Source organism: Desulfovibrio sp. DV (genome assembly GCF_001936595.1).
GTDB lineage: Bacteria > Desulfobacterota > Desulfovibrionia > Desulfovibrionales > Desulfovibrionaceae > Solidesulfovibrio.
This window is the reverse complement of the sequence record NZ_MLBG01000084.1, coordinates 1-21,965: the sequence shown is the minus strand read 5'-3', so window position 1 is coordinate 21,965 and position 21,965 is coordinate 1. Positions and strand designations below refer to the sequence as shown.

Annotated in this window: 17 protein-coding genes and 1 pseudogene; 11 read left to right on the top strand and 7 right to left on the bottom strand. The window is 65.3% G+C overall.

The features are described from left to right. Positions 1-114: 114 nt before the first annotated feature. From DVDV_RS16170 to DVDV_RS16140, 7 genes are all read right to left on the bottom strand, one after another. On the bottom strand, positions 115-912 hold the full coding sequence (locus DVDV_RS16170) for a TIGR03943 family protein (protein ID WP_075355665.1): 798 nt from the start codon (positions 910-912) through the stop codon (positions 115-117). Then, on the bottom strand, positions 909-1,907 hold the full coding sequence (locus tag DVDV_RS16165; protein ID WP_075355664.1) for a permease: 999 nt from the start codon (positions 1,905-1,907) through the stop codon (positions 909-911). The genes DVDV_RS16170 and DVDV_RS16165 overlap by 4 nt, the downstream gene beginning before the upstream one ends. After that, positions 1,904-3,655, bottom strand: a complete 1,752-nt coding sequence (locus DVDV_RS16160; RefSeq protein ID WP_075355663.1) for an ABC transporter ATP-binding protein/permease — start codon at positions 3,653-3,655, stop codon at positions 1,904-1,906. Before DVDV_RS16160 ends, DVDV_RS16165 begins: the two co-directional genes overlap by 4 nt. Positions 3,656-3,847: 192 nt before the next feature. Then, positions 3,848-4,222: an iron hydrogenase small subunit gene (locus DVDV_RS16155; RefSeq protein WP_075355662.1), complete on the bottom strand. Its 375-nt coding sequence runs from the start codon at positions 4,220-4,222 to the stop codon at positions 3,848-3,850. A 10-nt stretch (positions 4,223-4,232) separates the two neighbouring features. Beyond that, on the bottom strand, positions 4,233-5,498 hold the full coding sequence (locus tag DVDV_RS16150; protein WP_075355661.1) for a [FeFe] hydrogenase, group A: 1,266 nt from the start codon (positions 5,496-5,498) through the stop codon (positions 4,233-4,235). Positions 5,499-5,876: 378 nt separating this feature from the next. Further along, complete coding sequence (locus DVDV_RS16145; RefSeq protein WP_075355660.1) at positions 5,877-7,355, bottom strand: outer membrane homotrimeric porin; 1,479 nt, start codon at positions 7,353-7,355, stop codon at positions 5,877-5,879. 699 nt (positions 7,356-8,054) lie between these two features. Next, positions 8,055-9,758 (bottom strand): FAD-dependent oxidoreductase, encoded by a 1,704-nt coding sequence (locus DVDV_RS16140; RefSeq protein ID WP_075355659.1) that lies wholly within the window; start codon positions 9,756-9,758, stop codon positions 8,055-8,057. Positions 9,759-9,997: 239 nt separating this feature from the next. On the opposite strand from DVDV_RS16140, the gene rsmI reads away from it, so the two are divergent. The 11 genes and pseudogenes from rsmI to DVDV_RS16090 all read left to right on the top strand — a co-directional run. Next, entirely contained in the window at positions 9,998-10,837 is an 840-nt protein-coding gene (rsmI, locus tag DVDV_RS16135; RefSeq protein WP_075355658.1) for a 16S rRNA (cytidine(1402)-2'-O)-methyltransferase, read from the top strand. A gap of 19 nt (positions 10,838-10,856) precedes the next feature. Next, positions 10,857-12,410, top strand: coding sequence for a PAS domain-containing sensor histidine kinase (locus tag DVDV_RS16130; protein WP_075355657.1), 1,554 nt, complete (start codon positions 10,857-10,859; stop codon positions 12,408-12,410). Continuing rightward, complete coding sequence (locus DVDV_RS16125; protein WP_075355656.1) at positions 12,407-12,745, top strand: Hpt domain-containing protein; 339 nt, start codon at positions 12,407-12,409, stop codon at positions 12,743-12,745. Before DVDV_RS16130 ends, DVDV_RS16125 begins: the two co-directional genes overlap by 4 nt. Before the next feature lie 195 nt (positions 12,746-12,940). Then, on the top strand, positions 12,941-14,587 hold the full coding sequence (locus tag DVDV_RS16120) for an ATP-binding protein (protein ID WP_083634799.1): 1,647 nt from the start codon (positions 12,941-12,943) through the stop codon (positions 14,585-14,587). Next, complete coding sequence (locus tag DVDV_RS16115; protein ID WP_075355654.1) at positions 14,584-16,023, top strand: sigma-54 dependent transcriptional regulator; 1,440 nt, start codon at positions 14,584-14,586, stop codon at positions 16,021-16,023. The genes DVDV_RS16120 and DVDV_RS16115 overlap by 4 nt, the downstream gene beginning before the upstream one ends. Before the next feature lie 628 nt (positions 16,024-16,651). After that, entirely contained in the window at positions 16,652-17,893 is a 1,242-nt protein-coding gene (locus DVDV_RS16110; protein WP_075355653.1) for an NAD(P)/FAD-dependent oxidoreductase, read from the top strand. An 11-nt stretch (positions 17,894-17,904) separates the two neighbouring features. Beyond that, the gene (locus DVDV_RS16105; protein WP_075355652.1) at positions 17,905-18,567 is read left to right on the top strand and encodes a DUF1641 domain-containing protein; all 663 of its coding nucleotides are present in this window, start codon (positions 17,905-17,907) and stop codon (positions 18,565-18,567) included. 24 nt (positions 18,568-18,591) lie between these two features. Next, positions 18,592-18,948: a two-component system response regulator gene (locus tag DVDV_RS16100; protein WP_075355651.1), complete on the top strand. Its 357-nt coding sequence runs from the start codon at positions 18,592-18,594 to the stop codon at positions 18,946-18,948. Between the two features lie 103 nt (positions 18,949-19,051). Beyond that, a complete protein-coding gene (locus DVDV_RS23800; protein WP_303046333.1) occupies positions 19,052-19,183 on the top strand; it encodes a hypothetical protein in 132 nt (43 codons plus the stop codon). Continuing rightward, positions 19,176-21,098 (top strand): response regulator, encoded by a 1,923-nt coding sequence (locus DVDV_RS16095; protein WP_075355650.1) that lies wholly within the window; start codon positions 19,176-19,178, stop codon positions 21,096-21,098. The genes DVDV_RS23800 and DVDV_RS16095 overlap by 8 nt, the downstream gene beginning before the upstream one ends. 253 nt (positions 21,099-21,351) lie before the next feature. After that, positions 21,352-21,965: pseudogene (locus DVDV_RS16090) on the top strand (PAS domain-containing sensor histidine kinase); the annotation flags it as partial.

The following is a 21,965-nucleotide window of genomic DNA, read 5'->3' as shown; positions in this document are numbered from 1 at the left end:
AATTCCCCGCCCCCTATCGAGGGGTCCGGGGGGATCATCCCCCCGGTGGGGCTCGGGGCAACGCCCCGATTCTCTTCGATTTTCCCCCTCTTCCCTGTTACAACCCCACATCCCTCAAAACGCGTACGGCTCTTCCTGACGCCATTGGAACATGTACGCCTCCTCGGGCACCAACTCTTTCGCTTCCAGCGCATCAGCCGCCAGCAGGGCCGTCGGGGCCACGGACGAAAAGCTCATGCCGGGCAGGATGACGTCCTTGCGGTCGGCTTCGGGTATTTCGGCCAGTCGGCCGTAGGCGACGACCCAGCCTTTGTCGGCGGGCGGCGGCGTCCCCTGGGGGAGTCTGACCCGAAAGCCGACAGCCGTGCCATCGGCAAAGCAGCACCACACGGCCAGCCGGTAGAGGACGAACTGGCCGGCGGCATCAAGCTCGGGGCTGCGGTGGACGAAGCCGCGCACGGCATAGGGCCGGGTGAAGGCCGGGGAGGGGCCTTTGGCGGCGATGTCGTAGAGTTCGCCGGTATTGATGGGAATATAGTCCTGGCCGTTCATGGCCAGGCGGGCCGGGGTGGGCGCTCTTTCCGGGGCTGGCAGGGGGGCGGGGACGTTGAAGGGGTCGCTGTCGATGTTGGCGGACAGGGTCTGGAAGCCGCCTTCGGTCAGCCCGGCCATGGCCAGGAGCAGCAGATAGCACAGGCTGCGGCCAAGCTTTGGCCGGGTGACGGGCCGGGCGGCGGCGTAAGCGCCAAGCACGGCCAGGACGATGGCGGCAGCCAGGGTCACGGGTTTGAATTTGGGATTTAAGTACATCCAGTAATTGCCGGCCAGGGCCAGCCAGCCCATGAAGCCGGCCAGGGCCAGCATGGCTAGGCCGTCGGTGCGGCTGGCGAGGCGGCGCAGGGTGTTTTTCATGGTGCGGCTCCGGTCATGACGCCGAGGATGCTGCAGGCGACAAGGACGATGGCGGCCGGGACGACGGTCAGCACGCCGACGAGGCGCGGGGTGAAGACCTGTCGCCACATGAGCATGAGTTTGAGGTCGAGCATGGGGCCAAGGGCCAAAAAGGCCAGCTTGGCGGCCTGGGGGAAGGTGGAAAACGAGGCGGCCACAAAGGCGTCGGCCTGGGAGCACAGGGACAAGACGACGGCCAAGCCCATCATGCCCGGAATGGCCAGGGCCAGATCGTTTTCCATGGCCATGACCACGGTGACGGGCACGTAGGCCTTGAAGGCCGCAGCCACCATGGAGCCCAGGATGAGCACTTTGGCCATATCCAGGAAATCGGCCATGGCATGGTGCATGGCCGAGGCGATCTTTTCGCCGGGACCGGGGAGCACGGCGGCCAGCGGCACGGCGTCGGCCAGGGACCCGAAGGGCGAACCCGGGACGGTCGGCGCGGCGGCATGGACGTGGTCCGGGCCGTGGTCGTGGCCGCAGCCGCAGGCCGGGGGCGGCGACAGCACCGGCAAAAGCAGGGTCGCGGCTTTTTTGCCGCCGGCCCAGTAGCCGACCGCCAGTCCGGCGACGATGACCAGGGCGCAACGCCACAGGGCCATGGTCGGATCACCCCGGAAGGCGACCAGCGTGGCCAGGATGGAGACCGGGTTGATGACCGGTGCGGCCAGCATGAAGGCCACGGCAGCCCCGGGCGGCACGCCTTTGCCGATGAGCCGCCGGGCCAGATAGACCACGCCGCATTCGCAGCACGGGGTCAAAGCGCCGATGCCAAGGCCGACCAGGGTCGAGGCCAGCCGGCCCTTGGGGAGCAAGCGCTCCAGGCGGTCTTTGGGGACAAAGGCTTCGACCAGCCCCGAGGCCACCGAGCCAAGCAGCAGGAAGGGGATGGCCTCGAGGACGATGGACAGTGTGGCCTGGGCAAAGAGGTCGAGATTGTGCAGGGCGTTCATGCGGGTACGGCCGTGGGTTCGGCAGCCGGGGCAGCCTCCAGTTGGAAATCGGCCCTGGCCGCGTCTTTGGTCGGGACGAAGCGCACGATGCGGTGGTGGAAGACGGCCAGGGACGGGCGGTGGGCGATGCTGACGATGGCGGCGTCGGGCAGCCGGGCGGTCAGCAGGGCGTAGAGTTCCATTTGCGAGGCCTCGTCCAGGGCCGAGGTGGCCTCGTCGCAAAAGAGCCAGTCCGGGGCCAGCAGAATGGCCCGGGCAAAGGCCAGACGCTGCTGTTCGCCGGCCGAGAGTTCCTGGGTCCAGTGGCGTTCCTCGTCAAGCAGGCTGGTCAGGTGGGGCAGGCCGCAGTCGGCCAGGGCCTGGGCGATGCGCTCGTTTCCGTATGTTTCCGGGGCGTCGGGATAGGCGACGGCTGCGGCCAGGGTGGCGATGGGCAGATAGGGCCGCTGGGGCAGAAAGAGCGAGCGTCCGTCCGGCATGGCCAGCCGGCCGGCGGCAAAGGGCCACAGCCCGCCCAGGGCCCGAAAGAGCGTGGATTTGCCGCAGCCGGCCGGACCGGCCACCATGACACGCTCGCCCGGGGCCACGGTCAGCGCGGCGTCGGCGAGCAGGCGGCGGCCGTCCGGCAGGGTCAGGCTGGCCTCGGAGAGGGTCAGGCCCTGGCCGGCCGGGGCGTCGGCGCGGGTGAAGCCTTCGTCTTTCCTGGCTTCGAGATCGGCCAGGGCGGCGGCGAACCCGGTCAGACGATCGACGGTTGCCCGCCACTGGGCCAGCCGGGTGTAGGCGTCGATGAACCAGGACAGCGACGACTGGACATGGCCGAAGGCCGAGGCGGTCTGCATGAGGCCGCCAAGCTGGATGGCCCCGGAGAAATAGCGCGGCGCGGCCACCAGGAAGGGGAAAACGACGGCCGCCTGGGAATAGCCGGCGGAAAACCAGGTGAGCCGTTTTTGCTGGCGCATGATGGCCCACCAGTTGGACACAACGTGGGAGAACCGGCTCCCCAGGCCCCGGGCCTCCTGGGCCTCGCCGCCGTAGAGGGCAATGGGTTCGGCGTTTTCGCGCACGCGCACGAGCTGGTAACGGAAATCGGCTTCGTAGCGCTGCTGCATGAAGTTGAGGCGAATGAGCGGGCGGCCGATCAGGTGGGTGAAAAACGACCCGAAGCCGGCGTAGAGCACGGCGGCCCAGAGCATGGAGCCGGGTATCTGGATGTCCAAAATGTGGATGTCGCCGGACAGGTTCCAGAGGATGACGGAAAAGGAGACCAGGGTGACCACGGATTCGAGCAGGCCCAGGGTCAGGGAGAGGGTCTGTTCGACAAAGCCGCCGATGTCTTCGCTGATGCGCTGGTCCGGGTTGTCGGTGCCGTCTTTTTCAAAGCGCAGCCGGTAGTAGTTGTGCTCGGCCAGCCAGGTCTTGGCGTAGCGGTCGGTGAGCCAGCGGCGCCAGCGGATCTGCAGCATCTGGCGCAGGTAGATCTGGTAGACGGCGACGATGATGAACATGGCGGCCAGGATGGCAAAGCGGCCGAAGAGCCGGAAGAACTCGTCGACGTTTTTTTCCTGGAGCGAGTTGTAAAAGAGGTTGTTCCATTCGTTGAAAAGCACGTTGAGATAGACGATGCCAAGGCTCATGCCGATGATGACGGCGAGGAGCAGGCCGGATTTCACGCGTTCTTCGCTTTTCCAGTAGGGCTTGGTCAAAGCCCACAGGCCAACGAGAAATTGCCGCCTGGATGCGGGCATGGGGGGTGCTCCTGGTTGCAGGTCGATGGCCCGCCATGAGGCGGACCGTACCCGTCTAGTCACTGGCGCGGGCGGTTGCAACCGAAGCGGCACACAGATTTCATGAAATTTCGGTTAGGTGGGGGCCGACGGACCCTGGGGGCAGGTTTGGCACCCTTGCCGCAGGTCCGCCGACGCCGGGATGGGCGGGGGTTACAGGTAAGGGTAGGGGGCGGCGTCGAATTCCTTGGCCCGGGGGTTGGGGTACAGGCCCTTGGCCTTCAGCGCCGCCAGTTTGCCGGAGCGGTCCGTCCAGGTGGTGTGGAGCAGATGCTCGGACTCGTGGGAGAGCGGTTCCTTGAGGAACTTCTTGTACAGCGTAATGACTTGCGCGTTGTCCTGGGAGGCCCGGACCTTGAATTTGGAGTCTGCGCCGTACACGCTGTCGATGCGTTCCAGCATGTATTCCTTGAGCTGCTTGGCCGCAGCCACGGCCCGGCCGGTCAGGCGCAGGCTGACCAGCGCGCCGCCGGTCATGATGCAGGCGGCCTTTAAAAAGCCGCGACGGGTCTGGGTGAGGATGGTCATGGCGTTCTCCTTAGGCCTTCTGGTCGTTGCAAAGGGCCAGACGCTTTTTAAGCGAGGCGTAGAACTTGCTGGTGCGGTGGTCCATGGACTGGAGCACGGTGGGCATGATGGGCTGGCCGCCGCCCATGACGCAGCCGCCGGGGCAGGCCATGAACTCGATGAAGTGGTAAGGCGACTTGCCGGCCTTGACCTGCTCGCAGACCGTGGCAAAGTTCTTGCCGCCGTTGACCACGGCCACCTTGACCTCGGTGCCGGCGATGGTGACGGTTGCTTCCTTGATGCCGCCAAGACCGCGCACGGCCTTGAAATCCCAGCTTTCCGGGGCTTTTTTGGTCAGCGCCTGGTAGGCAAAGCGCAGGGCCGCCTCCATGACGCCGCCGGAGACGCCGAAGATGGTGGCGCCGCCGGTGGATTCGCCCATGAGCGCGTCGCGCTTGCCGTCGGCCAGCTTGGCCAGGTCGATGCCGGACTGCTTGAGCAGATAGGCCAGTTCGCGGGTGTTGATGGTGGCGTCGATGTCGCGGAAGCCGCTGGCGCTCATTTCCGGCCGCATCCCCTCGAACTTCTTGGCCGTGCAGGGCATGATGGACACGGTGTAGACGGATTTGGGATCGTAGCCGAGTTCCTTGGCGCCGTAGGTCTTGGCCAGGGGACCCATCATGCCGATGGGGGATTTGCAACTGGAGAAGTGCGGCAGCAGTTCGGGGTAAAACGTCTCAGCGTACTTCTGCCAGCCGGGACAGCAGGACGTGAACTGGGGCAGGGGCTTGTCCTGCTTTTTGGTGATGCGGGCCAACAGCTCCGACCCCTCTTCCCAGATGGTGACATCGGCGGTGAACTCGTTGTCCCAGACGTTGCTGCAGCCGAGTTTGGTCAGGGCGGTGAGCATGTGTTCGGTGGTCACCGCGCCAAGGGGCAATCCGAAGGCGTCGCCCAGGGCGTAGCGCACGGCCGGGGCGGGCATGGCAATGACCTTGACGTTCTTGTCTTTGAGCTTGGCCATAATCTCCGGAACGAAGGAGACGGTTTCATAGATGGCCGAGGTGGGGCAGTGGGTCAGGCACTGGCCGCAGTTGATGCAGGCGGCGTCGTCGATGACCTTGTGGGGTTCGCCGGTCTCGCCGGAGATGGCCCCGGTCGGACAGTAGCCCATGCAGGTGTCGCAGCCGATGCACTTGGACTCGTCGACCTGGACGAGGAGCGTGTTGTCCAGGTTGGAACCTGGGGACGGCACGGCGGTTTCATAGAAGATTTTTTCCATCTCGACACGGCTCATCGGCAACCTCCCACGGTTTGAAGGGTTGCCCCGGCTCAGGCCAGGGCGTCGCAACCACTCCGCTGCGGATCTTCCGGCCGGGCCCGGGCGATTGGGATGTGGTTCGTCACATATTTGAGTAAAAAGGCATTCAATGAGTATGAAAATTAAATACGTGGCACGAAAAGAAGTCGTATCTTGAAATCGTGATCATGACAACCCCGAAACGCTGCCGGGGACGTCTCTTTGGGCGATTGGCAGGGACCAGGAGCCGGCCCGGCCTGGAGGGGGGATGGAGCGTTTTGAACTGGGCAGGCCGCCGGCGGTGGGTCTCAAAACACCAACGGCCGGCTCCTTGGGGAACCGGCCGTTGGCGGTATGGACGCTGGGGCGTCGGGCTTAGAAGCGGTAGGTCAGGCCGAAGGACACCTTCCAGGTGTCGCCGCTTTCGGCCTTGTTGACCAGACGGCTGCCCCAGACGCTTTTCTGGAAGTTGCCGTGGGCCCAGCCGGTTTCGACCCGGGCGTCGAGGTTTTCGTAGATGGCGTACTTGGTGTCGAAGTTTGCCCCAAGGACAGACTCGTTCCAGGTCAGGTCGCGGCCCATCTGGAAGTACGGGTTGGAACCCAGGGCGGCGTTTACGTCGCGGATGGCCCGGGGCGAGTTGTTGCCGTGCAGGTAGGTGAAGCCCAGGCGGTGTTCGAACTTCTGGATGAAGTTCATGTTGACCAGGGCCGCGCCAACGCCCATGGCCCCGACCGGGTCGATGCCCATGTTGGAGTTGCGGGCAAAGACCTGGCTGTCGTCAAACAGGAACGAGCCGCCCGGACCCCAGTTGGGCCGGGTGTGGGGCATGCGCTCGGAACCGTTTCTGGTGGAGCTGTCTTCGCCGGTGGACCACCAGCCGTAGACCTGGGGGGTGAGCATGTCCCAGCCGGTGTATTCCGCGCCAAGGTCGATAAACCAGCCGGCGCGGCGGCTCTTGTTGCGGTCGTCGGTGGCTCCCTGGCCGTAGATCACATCACCATAGAACTTGACCGGGTCAAGGGCGGTGACTTCCATGGCGCTGCCGGCCCAGAAATAGGCGTTCTGGGCGTTTTTCCACTTGGTCGGGGAAAGGAGCGTGCCGGCCGAGAGCAGATCCTCGGCATAGGTGGCTTCGCCAAAGGAAGAGGCGAAGCTCGTGAAATAGCCGGCGTCTCTTCCGGCCACGGCCAGGGCGGCCCAGGGGGTGGCCTTGAGGCCGTTGACGGTTATGGGCAGGGTCAGGAAGTACAGGTCGAGCTCGTCGGCGACCTGGGTGGTGGTGGGGTCGTAGGTCCGGTTGGTGTCGATCAGGCGGCCAAATCCGGCCTGGACGTCCAGGGTGTCGGGGATGAGGTTGCTTTTGACCACCAGCGCCGCTGCCCAGTCGGTAAATACGATGCTGTCGTTAAAAAGCTTGCTCTGGGGCAGGGCCACGGGCTGCAGGCCGGCCGAGACCTCGACCTTGGTGTCGGGGAGGTTGAACTGCAGGTAGGCCTGATAGACCTGGATGGCCACTTCGGGGTTGGCCGCGGTGTAGGTGCCGTTGCCCCAGGTGTTGTCCACCTTGGTGGCCAGGCGGAACCGGAGGTTTTCGCTGGCGATGAAGTCCGTGCGCACCCGGATGCGTTCCCAGATCTCGAAGGTGTCTTCGGTCTTGGTGCCGGCTCCCTTCCAGGTCGGGGTGTTGGACGTCCAGGACGGGTCGTTCCAGCCGGTGAAATTGTGGCCGGTAAAATAGACGCCGTAGATGCGCGAGTCACCGGTCATTTTCACTTCGGTCGTGGCCTGGGCGACGCCGGCGGAAACCGCCAGCAGGGCAACCGCCAGGATCAGCAGGGACAAACGTCTCATAGCTCCTTCCTCTCGTTGCAAAGTGACAAAACACAAGGGACTTGCTGCGGGAACACGCCGGTGGCCGATGCCGCGGCCAGACAGTCCGGCCGGGCACAGGGGAAGGCGCGCCGCCTGGCGATGGCGGCGGGCCGTCTCCCGAAGGAGGCGCGGCAGGGGCGGGCGCGGCGTGGCGTTGGCAAATCCCGAAGCGCAAACAGTGGGTCGTCTGTGGCACACCGGGCTTTGGCGCATGGTGGGCCGGGCCGATGGTGTTGCCTGGTGTCTGCACCGCAGTGCGCCAGGGCCTCCGACAGAAATGGCGGTGCGCTGCGACTGGTTGGCGGGACGACAGACGTGGGCGGTGGATGAAGGGCACGTCGCGACAGATATAGTGAATGTCGTAACGACCTTACGTTCATCCCCGCTTGGGAAAAAAGGGATAATGAAGAAATTGGGCGGCGTAAAGTGCTCATTGCAGCCAACGGCCCGCAACGCGCCGGAGACTGCCTTCGTTGGACAGGGATGCCTGGGGCCGGGCGGGGCGGATTGCGGCCGGCTACGCGCCGGGAAGGCACAAAAAACGGGGACCGGCCGTGGGGCCGGTCCCCGGAACAGGGCGGGGGGAAACGTGCGGGTCAGACGTCGCGTCCACAAAAAAACAGCATTGTTCGTTTGTGGAGAAACCGATTAGTTTTAACGAATTTGCAAAACGCCATGCTAGACGTCGACGCCGGCGGCCTTGACCGCAGCCATGCCGCCCTCGACGCTGACCACCTGGGTGAATCCGGCGTCGGTCAGGGTGACGAGCGCCTCGTAGGACCGCGCCCCGGTATTGCACATGAGCACCACCGGCTTGTCCTTGGGCACTTCGCCCAAGCGGTGGCGCAACTGGCCCTGGGGGATGTTGTGCCAACGGCCGGGATGCTTTTCTTCCAGCGGCCCGCCTTGCGGATTTTCCCGGCAGTCGATGATGTGGATGCCGCTTGCGGCGTCGTCCCAGAGCTGGGCGAATTCCGTCACTGAAATGCCCTTGTTCTGGCCGGTGAGGATATTGTCCGCCGCGTTGCCGACAGTGTTTAAGATGTCCATGGCCGCGGCAAAGGGCGGGGAGTAGGCCACTTCCACGTTGGAGATGTCCGACACCGTCGGGGCATAGGGCAGCATGGCGGCCACGGTGTTGATCTTGCCGATCAGCGCATCGCCCATGACGCTGACCCCTTGCAGGCCAAGAACCCGCCGGGTGCCGCGCTCGGCCACCAGCTCAAGCGACATCAGGCCGTGCTCGGGGTAGAAATGGGCCCGGTCAATGGCGGTGATGTGGGTGGCCACGGCGTCGTAGCCGGCCCGTTTGGCTCCGGCCAGGGTCAGGCCCGTGCCGGCCACGCCAAGGTCGAAGAGCTTCACGCACCACGAGCCGACCACGCCGGCAAAGCGTGAGGACCCGCCATGCAGGTTGTCGCCGATGACCCGGCCCTGCCGGTTGGCCATGGACCCCAGGGGCAGGTACATGGGCTGGCCGGTGACCAGGTTTTTGACCTCCACGCAGTCGCCGCCGGCATAGATGTCCGGGTCGGATGTGCGCATGTATTCGTCGACCAGCACGCCGCCGCGCTCGGACACGGCAATGCCGGCCGCCTTGGCCAGCCCGGAATTGGGCACGACGCCGACGGAAACGATGACCATTTCGGCCTCGATAACGCCCTTGTCCGTCACCACCCGCTCGACCTTGCCGTCACCCTCGATGCCGGTCAGTTGCTCGGCCAACCGGAAGGTCACGCCCTTTTCCTCCATGTGCTTGCGGGCCATGGTGGACAGGGCCGGGCCGGTGACGCCGGGCAGGACCTGGTCGAACAGTTCGATGACCGTGACCTCAAGGCCCCACATGTCGGCAAAGGCGACCGCCATCTCCAGGCCGATGAAACCCGAGCCGATGATGGCCACGGAACCCACGCCCCCGGCGGCCACCGCCGCCTTGATGGATTCGGCCGCCTCCAGGCTGTCCACGGTGTGCACGCCCGGCAGGTCGAGGCCGGCGACGGGGAGCTTTCGCGGCGAGCTGCCCATGGCCAGGACCAGCTTGTCGTAGGGAATGACGTCTTCCCGGCCGGTCGGCAGATGCCGGGCCGTCACGGTCTTGGCTGCGCGGTCGATGGCCACCACCTCGGTTTCGGGCCGGGCGTCCACATCCTTGACATCGCGGAAGAATTCCGGGTCGCGCACCATGTGGAAGGCGGTCGACTGCAGGCCGGTGATGTCGCTGACTTCGCCGGAAACGTAATAGGGGATGCCGCAGCCGCCGTAGGAGATGCGTGGACTGCGGTCGAGCATGATGACGTTGCTTTCCGGCTCAAGCCGTTTGAAACGACAGGCGGCCTTGGGCCCAAGGGCCACGCCTCCGATGATGACGACTTGCTGTGGCATGATGTGTCCTTGCGTTTCGTGTTGTGGTCCAGTCGGAAATACGGCCCTGCCCGGGGCCGCAGTCGGAAAAATCATACGCGGCCAGTCTGAAACACAGCCTTTGCAGGTGCGTACCAGGGTGCGGCGTCAGGTTCGAAACGGCAATAAAGTAGGCCAAAGCGCGGCCATGTCAATGGTCGGGCCTTGCCGGGAGCGGCCGGGGACTGTACCCATGGGGAGGGAAAAGGAGGATTTCTTTCGTGGATCAAGCCCGGGATGCAACGCTTTTTATCGTGGCCACGCCCCTTGGCAATGCCGGGGATTTTTCGCCCCGGGCAGCGGCCGTGGTGGCCGGGGCCGACGTGGTGCTGGCCGAGGACACCCGGCGCACCGGGCAACTGCTCAAAACGCTCGGCATCGCGGCCAAGCGGCTTATGAGCTTTCACGAGCACAACGAGGAGGCCCGGCTGCCCCAGGTCCTGGCCATCCTGGCCGAAGGGGCCACCGTGGCCCTGGTCTCCGACGCCGGCACGCCGCTTCTGGCCGATCCCGGCTACCGGCTGGTGCGGGCCGCCCGCGAGGCCGGGTACGGCGTCTCCCCGGTGCCCGGACCCTCGGCCGTGCTGGCCGCCCTGTCGGCGGCCGGCATCGCCCCCTATCCGTTCTCCTTTCTGGGCTTTGTGCCGCGTTCGGCCTCGGAAGCCCGGGGCACCTTTGCCCGGTTCGGGGCCACCGGGGCCAGCCTGGTCTTTTTCGAGCGCAAAAACCGCCTCGGCGTCACGCTTGCCGCCGCCCTGGAGGCCCTTGGCGACCGGGAGTGCGTCATCTGCCGCGAGCTGACCAAGACCTTTGAGGAATTTCTGCCGGGCCGGCTGGCTGATTTTGCCGGGCGCGATCTCGAGCTTTTGGGCGAGGTGACGGTGGTTATCGGGCCGGGCAAGGCGGGCCGGTCAAGCGAGGAGACGGCCCGGGCCGTTGCCGCCGAGGAAGCGGCGGCCGGGGAACGGCCCAAAGAAACGGCCAGACGGGCTGCGGCGCGGCTTTCGGGATGGACCCTCAAAGAGGTTTATGCCATCCTCATGGACCAGGAAAACGGCTAACCCGGGAGGACGCGGCCGCATGACGCAGCACAGGGGGGATTTTCCGGAATCGTACTGCGTGATCGACGCGGACGACCGGGACTATCTTGTCGGCGTGGTGGGAACCGGCCCGGGGTTCGACACCATTTTGGAGATCGTGGCCGGCGAGGAGTTTCGCGAATTTCTGCCGCCCATGCGTCTGGCCGGCGTGGTCGGGCTGGCCCCGGACGATCCGCGCCGGCGCAGCCCGCTTCTGGCCGGGGTGCCGGTCCATGCCGGGTATGCCGAACTCTTTGCCGCCTCGCCGGACATCAATCTGGTCGTGGAGCTGGGCAGCGGGGCCTCCCCCCGGGAACTGGCCGCAGCCATGCCGCCGGGCGCTTCGCTTCTGGACCGCACGGCTTCGCTGTTTCTGTGTGCCTTGAGCAATGCCGTGTCTGTCGGAGCGCATTGCCGCATGCGCCTTGACCACCAGAAGCTGTTGCTCGAAGCCATTGTGGACGAGGTCCAGGAAGACATCGCCCTGCTGTCCGCTGCCGGAATCGTGGAGGATCTCAACCGCAACATCCTGCGCCGCCTGGGCAAGGCCAAGGATGATCTGGTCGGGCAGCCCTGCCGGGTCCTCCAGGCCGGGCCGGATGATCCGCCGCTGTGCGATCCCGATGACGTGGCCTGCCCCTTCCGGGTGGCCCTGGCCACGGGCAAGAAAGCCGAGCGCCTGCATACCGCCGTCTCGGCCGAAGGCCGGCTGCGCTACTACCGCACCTACACCTATCCCATTATCGACCCGACCGGCCGTGTCGGCCATGTGGTGGTCTTTCGCCGCGACATCACCGACCGCACCGTGGGCGAAATGAGCGCCCGCCAGGCCGAACGCATCGAGACCATGGGCCGGTTGTCCTCGTATCTGGCCCACGAACTGCGAAACCCCATGTTCGCCGCTGCCGGCTTTGCCCGGCGTCTGGCCGCCATGGAGGAGCTGCCCGAGGCGGCCCGGGAGCGGGCCGGCATCGTGGTGGAGGAACTGACCCGCATGGAGGCCATGCTCAAGCAGTTCCTGGAATTTGCCCGGCCGGTGGGGCAGGTGACCGGCGAGGCCGACGCCAACCGGGCCGTGTTGTCCGCAGTCGAGGCTGTGCGGCCCGAAGCCGAGAGCCGGGGGGTGGGCATTTCCGTGGCCCTGGTGCCGGGCGTGGCCGCTGTCGGATTTGACCCGGCGCTTCTCAAGCAATGTCTGGTCAATTTGCTGCGAAACGCCGTGGACGCCATGCCGGGCGGCGGGCTGGTGACCGTCACCAGCGGCCGCGACGCCGACCGGGTTCGGGTTCGGGTGGCGGACAGCGGGCGCGGCATCACGAGCGAGAATCTCGAAAACATGTTCAGCCCTTTTTACAAGGGTGAACACTGCGAGTACGGCCTGGGACTGGCCATGGTCAAAAAAGTGGTGGATGATTTCGGCGGGGCCGTGGAAGCCGTGGGCCAGCCGGGCGGCAGTTGCGCCATCACCCTGCACCTGCCCCCGGCCCTGGCCGGCACGCCGGTCTCCGGCGAAACCGCGTCGACTGCCACCACCCCGTCAGGAGGCCTTTTGTGAGCGAGCATTGCCCGGATTTCATCGATCTGCCCCGGCTGCGCCAGCGGTTTGATGACGATGACGCGTTGTTGACCGAGATTTTTGGGGTTTTCACCACCGAGACGCCGATCCGCCGGGCCGGCATCGAAGCCGCCCTGGCTGATGGCGATCTTGAGAAGCTCACCGGCATGGCCCATTCCCTCAAGGGTGTTGCCGCCACCCTTTTTGCCGAACCCCTGCGCCAGGCCGCCCATACCCTGGAAAAGGCCGCCCGGGACGGAGACGAGCCGGCTGTCCGGGCCGCTGTGCCCGCTGTCCTCGACCTCCTTGAGCGTACCATGGCCTGCCTGCCCTGAGGCTGCCGCCCGGCCACTCCGCCGTTATGACGCCCCGCGACCAGCCCTCGCGGGGTTTTTTTTTCGGCCTGGACAGCGGCCGGGAGGCCGGCCGATAGGACACATGAAAACATACTTGCCAGCTAGGGAAAAATTCCATAGTAAAAACGTCTGGAAAGTCGGTGATACCGACGCGGAGCGCTCTGGTTGCACACTATGGCAGTACGTTCATCCCTCCCTTCTCTCCCCGAATCCCGCCGCGCCAGCGGTGCGACCCCTCGGGCCGGGACGCTCCCGTCCCTGGCTCCCGCCCCTGACCCGTCCCCTGTGGCCGCCCTGGCGGCCCGGTTTTACGAACACCTGCCCCATGCCCTTGTGCTGGCCGATGCCAGCGGGCGCGTCTGTTTTGCCAACCGTTCATTTCGTCGTCTGCTTGGCTGGGGTGATGGCTGGCCGGAAACGACCCTCCCGACCCTGGTCGCCACGCTTTTCCCCGGCGCCTCGCCCAGTCGGGTGGCTGCCTTGCTGGCGGCGACCGGGCGTTGGCATATCCCGGAACATCCGATGATCGGTTCTTTTGGCGAGCCGGTCTATCTGCGGGTGCAGTGTGCGGCCGTGCGTCTCGCTGACGACCAGACGTACAGCCAGTTGGTCGTGGAGGATGTCACCCGCTCCCGCACGGCCATCGACGCCCTGCGGCGTCGCCAGACCCAGTACCGCTCCCTGGTGGAGCGGGGGGCGGACCTGATGTGCCGGTTTCTGCCGGACCTGAGCCTGCTCTATGCCAATGCCGCCTTCTGCCGGACCTTTGGCCTGTCGCGGCGGGCGGCCGTGGGCAAAAGCCTGCTTGGGCTCTTGCCTCTGGAGGCCGGCCGGGTGGTTTTCGATGCGGCCGCCGGACTGACCCCCGGGCGGCCGGCCGGCGAGGTCGATGTGCTCCTGGGCTATGCCGAGGACCGGCCGCGCTATCTGCGCCTGACCATCCAGGGGTTTTTCTACCGCACCGGCCACCTCAAGGATTGCCAGGCCGTTTTGGCCGACATCTCGGACCAGAAAATAGCCGAAGACCGCTTCATCCACGCCAGCCGGCTGGTGTCGCTTGGCACCCTGGTCTCGGGCGTGGCCCACGAGGTGAGCAACCCCAACCAGGCCATCGCGCTGAATGCCCGGCTGTGCCAGGACCTGTGGCAGCCCGTGGCCCGGGCCGTGGCCCGACTGGCCGGAACCGGGCCGGCGTCTGCCGGCTCCCCGCCGGGACCGTCCCTGGCCGACGCCCTGGCCGACATGCCGCAGCTTTTGGCCGATGTGGCCGAGTGCTCGGGGCGCATTGCCGACATCGTTGCCGAACTCAAGGAATTCGGCAGCCACGACGACGGTTCCGACTTCGCTCCGGTTGCCGTCAATGATGTCGTGCGCGCCGCGGCCCGGCTCATGCGCTCGACCATAAAACGCAGCACCCGGCGCTTTTCCCTGCGGCTTTGCCGGGAGGGGCCGCTGGTCTTCGGTCGTCGCCAGCGCCTGGAGCAGGTGCTGGTCAATCTGCTGGAAAACGCCTGTCTGGCCCTGCCCGACCAGGACGCCCCCCTGGTGGTCGAGACCGGGATCACGGCCGGGGGCACGGCCGTGTGCATCCGCGTGCGCGACGCCGGCACCGGCATTGCCCCGGCTGATCTGCGCCGCGTCACCGAGCCCTTTTTCACCACCCGGCGCGGCCAGGGCGGCACCGGACTTGGCCTGTCCATTTCCCACAAGATCGTGCGCGAACACGGCGGCCGCCTGGAGCTGGTCCCAAACCCCGTGGCCGGGGTCACTGCCGCCGTCAGTCTGCCCCTGGCCGGCCAGGACCGGGACGAACTTCCATGAATACCGCGGCCAACCCCGGCGTGATCCTTTTGGTGGACGATGACGTCCATATCCTGGCCAGCTACGAAAAGACCCTGCGCTACGGCGGGATGCCGCCCACCATCCCCTGTCCGGACCCGGCCGGAGTGCTTGGGCTTTTGGACAAAAATCCCGTGCGTCTGGTCATCCTCGACCTGTGTATGCCGGGTATTGGCGGCGAGGAGGTGCTGGCCGCCATCCGCGCCCGCCATCCGGCCGTGCCGGTCATCGTGGTCACGGGCGAGGGGGCGGTGGAGACGGCCGTGCGGCTCATGCAGCGTGGGGCCAGCGACTATCTGGTCAAACCCGTGGACCGCCAGCGGCTTCTGGCGGCGGTCGAGAACGGGCTGGCCCAGGGTCCGGCCGTGCCGGCCGGCGGCGTCGTGCGGCCCGGCGGCCAGGGTGTGCAGATGGTCGGCCGCTCGGCCGGGATGCAGGAGGTGTTCGGAGTCATCTCGGCCGTGGCCCCCTCCCGGGAGCCGGTGCTCATTACCGGCGAGACCGGCGTTGGCAAGGAGCTGGCTGCCCGGGCCGTCCACGCCGCCAGCGGCCTGGGTGGTCCCTTTGTGGCCATAAACGCCGCCGGCCTGGATGACGCGTTGTTTGCCGACACCCTGTTCGGCCATGCCAAGGCCGCCTACACCGGAGCCGGCGCGGCCCGGCCGGGCATGGTGGAGAAAGCCGCCGGCGGCAGCCTCTTTCTTGATGAAATAGGCGACCTCGGCCAGCCCTCCCAGATAAAGCTCCTGCGCCTGCTCCAGGAAAAGGAATACTACCCGCTTGGCTCGGACACGGTGAAGCGGTCCCAGGCCCGCATCATCGTGGCCACCAACCGCAGCATCGAAGACCTGCTCGATCCGGCCCGCTTCCGCCTGGACCTCTTTTACCGCCTGCGCACCCACCACATCCATCTGCCGCCGCTGCGGGAACGGGCCGGGGATCTGCCCGAACTGGTGGCCCATTTCATCGCCCGGGCCGCCGCCAACCTCGGCCGCGGCCCCACGCCGCCGCCACCCGGACTGCTCAACCGGCTGGCCGCCTACGCCTTCCCCGGCAACCTGCGCGAACTCGAAGCCATGATCCACGACGCCCTGGCCCGGTCCAGGGGCGGCGACCTGACGCTGGCCGCCTTCGAGCACTGGATGGGCCGCGAACGCCCGGCCTCGCCTGGGGCCTCGCTTTCTTCCCGTCCGGCTGCCGGACAACCCCCCACCACTTCCTCGCCGGAACTGCCCCGCCGGCCGGGCAAAAGCCCCATGCCAACACTCAAGGAAGCCGAAGAGCTGCTCATCGCCGAGGCCCTGCGCCGGGCCGACGGCAACCAGGCCCAGGCCGCCGCCTTCCTGGGCATCACCCGGCAAGCCCTCAACCGCCGCCTGCGCACCGCTGCCCCAACCCTCGGCCAGATGCAGGAGTAGGGGGAGGAGGCAGAAGGGAGAGGCGGAGGCGGAGGCAGAGGCAGAAGGCAGGGGATGCCTCCGGCGGCCGGGGGGATGATCCCCCCGGACCCCTGCAAAGGGGAAAGTTTTTTTAAGGGTCTCGGCGTTGGAGGGAGCGGGGCTGGTTGTGGGCCGGGACAGCCGGTGCTTGCCCTGGCCGGCTGTCGGAGCAGACGGATGGCATGGGGCGCTTTGAGATAAAAAATGAATGGTTCTCTGTGGTTCCCAAAATATTTTGAGACGGTCGCGACGGGCTGCGGGACACGAAGCATTTTCAGGACCACTGCCCTGCGCCGGCAGGGCTGCTCTCAGACAACATACTTTTACGGTCAACAATTGCTGACGCAGCCGAACGGTTCCGACAAATCCCATGAAAACAGTCGGATAGCTGCCTGGGGCGAGGGTGTGACAAGTTTTGTTGCTCCAGGCCGGACGGCAGCCACACCGCCTCTTGGTCTGGATTGTTCGGAAATAGCCTTTAAATTTAGCACTTTGCTAGAAGCGGCACGACTTGGACCGGCCTTTGCTTAGTAGGAAAGTAGGAAATGCGGCCACACGATCCGGCCGCGACCCTGCGTAACCAACAAATCCTCAAAGCGAGGCCCAGATGAAAAAGCTGTTGATCCTTGGCTCGGGCGCTGGTGGCGTCATGGTGGCCACCCAGATCCGCAAGAAACTTGATCCCAGGCAGTGGAAGATCACCATCATCGACCGGACCTGGCAGCATCATTACCAGCCGGGTTGGCTCTTTGTGCCCTTTGGCATCTACGGCATCAACGACTGCATCAAGCCGCAGACCGACTTCATCCCGGCCGGCGTGGACTTTGTCCAGGACGAGATCACCAACGTTGATCCGGTCAAGAAGGTTGTTTCCTGCAAGGGCGGCGACCATTCCTACGATTGGATCGTGGTGGCCACGGGCTGCCGCATCGTGCCGGAAGAAATCGACGGCATGATGGACGGTTGGGGCCAGGACGTGCACAACTTCTACACCCCGGACGGCTCCATCGCCCTGGCCAAGAAGCTTAAGCACTTCAAGAAAGGCAAGCTCGTGCTCAACATCGCCGAGATGCCCATCAAGTGCCCGGTGGCGCCGCTCGAATTCGTCTTTTTGGCCGACTGGTTCTTCATGAACCAGGACAGCCGCTGCAATATCGAGATCGAGCTGGTCACGCCGCTGACCGGCGCGTTCACCAAGCCCGTCGCCGCCGAGATCCTCGGCAAGATGTGCGAAGACAAGAACATCAAGATCGTGCCCAACTTCGAGTTGGCCCAGGTCAACGCCGACAAGAAGACCATCGAGTCCCACAAGGGCGATGAACTGGACTACGACCTGCTCATCTCCATCCCGCCCAACTTCGGCTCCCAGGTCATCATCGACAGCGATATCGGCGACCCCATGGGCTACATGGACACCGATCACCATACCCTGAAGTCGAAGAAATACGAGAATATGTACATCATCGGCGACGCCACCAACGTCCCGACCTCCAAGGCCGGCTCGGTGGCCCACTTCGAGTCCGAGATCGTGGTGGAAAACATCCTGCGTGAGATCGAGGGCCTTGATCCGCTGCCGGATTTCGACGGCCATTCCAACTGCTTCATTGTCTCGGGCTACGAAAAGGCCGTGCTGATCGACTTCAACTACAAGATCGAGCCGCTGCCGGGCAAGTTCCCCTTCCCGGGCATCGGGCCGCTGTCGCTTCTGGAAGAGTCCTTCTTCAACTACTGCGGCAAGATGATGTTCAAATGGGTGTATTTCAACCTGATGCTCAAGGGCAAGGAACTGCCGCTTGAGTCCCAGATGTTCATGGCCGGTAAAAAGCGCATGGGCGCTTGCGCGCTGTAGGAGGTCCGTACATGACCACCGAGGAACGCATTCTCGAGCGCCTGGAGGCCATTGAGGCCGAACTGAAGGAAGCCCGGGTGTCCCGTCTGGAACGCCAGGAACTCTTCCATGACATGAACCCGCTGATGAAATCGAGCTTCAAGATCCTGCTCAAGGAGCTTGGATCGGTCGAAGCCGGCTTCCAGCTGGAAGATCTCTTCGTCCTTATAAAGCGCGTGCTGCGCAACATCGGCAACATGGCCTACGCCCTGGACCAGCTCGAGAACATCATCGAGCTGTGGCACACCCTGGAGCCCATGCTCAAATCCATGGTCCACACCGGCATCCGCAGCCTGGGCGACCTGGAGCAGCGCGGCGTGTTCCGCACCTACGCCGCCATGATGGACGTTCGGGCCAAGGTCGCCGCCAACTACGGTCCCGAGGACATTGCCGCCATGGGCGACAGCTTCGTGGCCCTCATCGGCCTGCTCAAAAAGATGTCCGATCCCAAGATGCTGGAGCTTTTAGACAAGCTCACCGACCTGCCGGCCGGCCTGGATCTGGCCAAGGCCCAGCCCGTGGGTGCGCTTGGTCTGGTCAAGGCCCTTGGCGATCCCGAACTCAAGCGCGGCATCGGCGTCGCCCTGGAACTGGCCAAGGGGCTCGGCACGTTAAGCGACGCCGCCCCCCGTTAACGCCACACGAAACGAGGAAGCCATATGGCCAAGAAAATACTCATCATCGACGACGATCCCGAAGTCGTCGGCTACCTGAAGGATCTCTTCGACGGCGAAGGGTACGTCACCTACACCGCAAACGACGGGGTGGCCGGCCTGGAACAGGCCCAGGTCCACAACCCGGATCTGATCACCCTGGACATGGACATGCCGGGACGCGGCGGGACGCTTTTCTACGTCAAGCTGCGCAAGGAGCCGGGACTGGCCGAGATTCCGGTCATCGTCATAAGCGGCGTCGGGCCGCGTCCGCCGGCGCTCAACAACAGCGTGCCGGTCCTCAGCAAGCCTGTTGACCGCACCAAAACCCTGCGTCTGGTCAAGGAAATGCTTGGGGAATAAGCCCGAGGACGACCACGGGAAGCTGCCGATCGACCCTCGGCTTCGCCCTTCCCCGATGCCCGTCCGGGCACAAGACCCCGCCGGTCCAGCGGCGCGGCACTCCATGGAACTTGCGTCGGCCGACCGCCCATCGGCCGTCATGGATGCCACGCCGCCGGCCGGCGGTAATTTTCCCTGCCAAGGCCGGCCCCACGCCGTCCTGGCCGGACCGTTTTCCGGGAGCGCCCATGAATGAGAAGGTGTTGCTGGTCGATGACGACGAGGCCATCCGCGAGGTACTTAGCCTCTCCATTGCCGACCTGGGCTATGAAGTGGCCTCTGCCGGCAGCGGGCGCGAGGCGCTTGAGCTGTGCCGGAGTTTTGCCCCGTCCATCGTGCTCACCGACATCAAGATGCCGGGCATGGACGGCATCGAGCTGCTCTCCCGCATAAAGGCCCTGGACCCGGAGATCGAGGTCATCATGATCTCGGGCCACGGCGACATGGAACTGGCCATTGAGAGCCTCAAACGCCAGGCCCTGGATTTTCTGACCAAGCCCGTGCGCGACGAGCTGTTGACCGCCGCGCTGTTTCGGGCCGCCGACCGGGTGGCCATGCGCCGCCAGATCGGCGAACACACCCGCAACCTCGAACGCCTCGTGCGCGAGAAATCCGCCCGCCTGGTCGAACTCGAACGCCGGCTGGCCGTCGGCCAGGTGGTCGAAGGCGTTTCCAGCGCCATCGAGGGCCTTATTGCCTCCTTCGAACAGGGGCCAAGCTATTTCAACCAGATGCCCTGCTGCATCATCATCCACAACCGCTACCTGGAAATCGTGGCCATAAACGCCCTGGGCCGCGAACGCCTGGGCGACGTGGTCGGGCAGATGAGCTGGGAGCTCTATGCCGACCGCCAGGGCAGCGGCAACGCCTGCCCGGTCTGGATGACCGTGGAACACGGCCAGGGCCAGCGCGGCCGGGAAACCTTCATCGACAAGGACGGCCGGGAAATCTCGGTCCTTGTCCATACCGCCCCGGTGTTCGGGGCCGATGGCCAGGTGGAGCTGGTCATCGAGATTGCCGCCGACGTATCCGAAGTGGGGCGGCTCCAGGAAGAACTGCGGGCCGTGCGGGAAAAGTTCCAGCGGCTTTTCGACGCCGTGCCCTGCGCCATTGCCGTCATCGACCAGGACAACACCGTCACCGAAGCCAACCGCCAATGGCGGTCCGACTTTGGCGAGGCCGAATCCGAACCCTGCCACCGGCTCTTTGCCCACCGAGACGATCCCTGCGACCATTGCCCGGTCTTCGACACCCTCCATGACGGGGTCTCCCACGAGGGGGAAACCGTCGTCACCACGCGCTGCGGCCTGCAAAAAAACATGCTGCTGCGTACCGCTCCCATTCTCAATGCGTCCGGCGAAATCGAACAGGTGATCGAGATCGCCGCCGACATCACTCCCATCCGGGCTTTGCAGGATCACCTGTCGTCTCTGGGACTCATGCTGGGTTCCATGTCCCACGGCGTCAAAGGGCTTTTAACCTCCCTTGACGGCGGCATGTTCAAGGTGGACACGGGACTGGCCCGGGACGACTGGCCCCGGGTGCGCGACGGCTGGGGTGTTGTGTCCGACAAGATCGGACGCATCCGCAACATGGTCCTCGACATCCTCTATTACGCCAAATCCCGGGAACCTGAGCTGGCCCCGGTTGCGGTCGAAACCTTTGTGCGCGATCTGGCCGGCATCATCGAGCCCAAGGCCCGGGGGCGCGGCGTGGAGTTCGTGCTGCGCCTGGGCGAGGCCGAGGGCACCCTGGCCATGGACGAGACGGCCCTGACCTCGGCCATGGTCAATCTGCTGGAAAACGCCGTGGACGCCTGCGCCGAGGACAAAGGCAAAACCGGGCACGAAGTGGTGTTCTCCGTCGAGGCCATGCCCGAAACCGTGACCTTCGTGGTCACGGACAACGGCACAGGCATGGACCAGTCCACCCGGGAGCGCATGTTCACGCTCTTTTTCTCCTCCAAGGGCTCGCGCGGCACCGGACTTGGGCTTTTTATCGCCAACCAGATCGTGGCCCAGCATGGCGGCACCATTGCCGTCACCTCCGAACCCGGCGTCGGCACGGCCATCGCCGTCCGCCTGCCGCGCGGTGCAGCGGTTTGCGCCTAGGGCAGAGAGGGGAGGAGATGGGGGGAGACAAGAATGAAGAGGCCTCCGGCGGCCAAAGGGCAGTGCCCTTTGGAAACCCGCAAGGGGTGGTTTGACCCTGGGCGTTGCCGAGGCGGTGAGCGAAATTTGCGTCAGACAAGACGAGAATGGGGCGTGCCCGCGCCGGACGCCGTAAAGCCCCTTTAACCCCTTTCAGGGGGTCCGGGTGGGATGATTCCCCCCGGCCGCCGGAGGCCTCTTTCTCCCCACGCCTATGCCGCACATACTCACCTTCATACGCAGCCACCTGAGCGTCAAAATCGGCATCCCGCTGGCCGTGGTGCTTTTTGGCTGCATCTTTGTCTGGGCCGGCTTCCAGGTGGCCCGGGAGGAGCGGTTCGTCCAAAACGCCGGCATCAAGGAGGCCGACCGGGTGCTGGCCACGGCCAGGCTTGGCCTGGACTACGCCATGCTGCTCAATTCCCGGGAGGACATACGGGCCATTGTGGCCAACCTCGGCCGGTTGCCGGAGATCCGGGAAATCCGTATCATCAACAAGGCCGGGCAGGTGATGTTCACCAGCCGCGGCGAAGTGCCGCCGGGGCGTCTGGATACCGGGGCCGCGCCGTGTCAGGTCTGCCACCAAAGCACCCCGCCCCAGGTCGCCCCGGTGCTCGACGAGCGGCTCTACGCCCGGGAGACGGTCGGCGGCGAGCAGATCCTTCGCATTGTAGGCCCCATAGCCAACGAGCCGGGTTGCGCCGATCCGGCCGGCTGCCATTTCCACCAGCCGGGCGAGCAGATCCTCGGCATCCTGGACATTGCCTTTTCGCTGCGCGCGAGCCAGTCGCTCATTGAGGAATTCAAGGAGAACACCGTCTATCTGGC

Excerpts from the sequence above, each read along its gene's own strand:
- DVDV_RS23800 (WP_303046333.1), top strand. The coding sequence starts at position 19,052 with ATGGAACTTGCGTCGGCCGACCGCCCATCGGCCGTCATGGATGCCACG.
- DVDV_RS16150 (WP_075355661.1), bottom strand. The coding sequence starts at position 5,498 with ATGAGCCGTGTCGAGATGGAAAAAATCTTCTATGAAACCGCCGTGCCG.
- DVDV_RS16115 (WP_075355654.1), top strand. The coding sequence starts at position 14,584 with ATGAATACCGCGGCCAACCCCGGCGTGATCCTTTTGGTGGACGATGAC.
- DVDV_RS16100 (WP_075355651.1), top strand. The coding sequence starts at position 18,592 with ATGGCCAAGAAAATACTCATCATCGACGACGATCCCGAAGTCGTCGGC.
- DVDV_RS16140 (WP_075355659.1), bottom strand. The coding sequence starts at position 9,758 with ATGCCACAGCAAGTCGTCATCATCGGAGGCGTGGCCCTTGGGCCCAAG.
- DVDV_RS16160 (WP_075355663.1), bottom strand. The coding sequence starts at position 3,655 with ATGCCCGCATCCAGGCGGCAATTTCTCGTTGGCCTGTGGGCTTTGACC.
- DVDV_RS16105 (WP_075355652.1), top strand. The coding sequence starts at position 17,905 with ATGACCACCGAGGAACGCATTCTCGAGCGCCTGGAGGCCATTGAGGCC.
- DVDV_RS16095 (WP_075355650.1), top strand. The coding sequence starts at position 19,176 with ATGAATGAGAAGGTGTTGCTGGTCGATGACGACGAGGCCATCCGCGAG.
- DVDV_RS16130 (WP_075355657.1), top strand. The coding sequence starts at position 10,857 with ATGACGCAGCACAGGGGGGATTTTCCGGAATCGTACTGCGTGATCGAC.
- DVDV_RS16110 (WP_075355653.1), top strand. The coding sequence starts at position 16,652 with ATGAAAAAGCTGTTGATCCTTGGCTCGGGCGCTGGTGGCGTCATGGTG.
- DVDV_RS16165 (WP_075355664.1), bottom strand. The coding sequence starts at position 1,907 with ATGAACGCCCTGCACAATCTCGACCTCTTTGCCCAGGCCACACTGTCC.
- DVDV_RS16155 (WP_075355662.1), bottom strand. The coding sequence starts at position 4,222 with ATGACCATCCTCACCCAGACCCGTCGCGGCTTTTTAAAGGCCGCCTGC.
- DVDV_RS16145 (WP_075355660.1), bottom strand. The coding sequence starts at position 7,355 with ATGAGACGTTTGTCCCTGCTGATCCTGGCGGTTGCCCTGCTGGCGGTT.
- DVDV_RS16170 (WP_075355665.1), bottom strand. The coding sequence starts at position 912 with ATGAAAAACACCCTGCGCCGCCTCGCCAGCCGCACCGACGGCCTAGCC.
- DVDV_RS16120 (WP_083634799.1), top strand. The coding sequence starts at position 12,941 with ATGGCAGTACGTTCATCCCTCCCTTCTCTCCCCGAATCCCGCCGCGCC.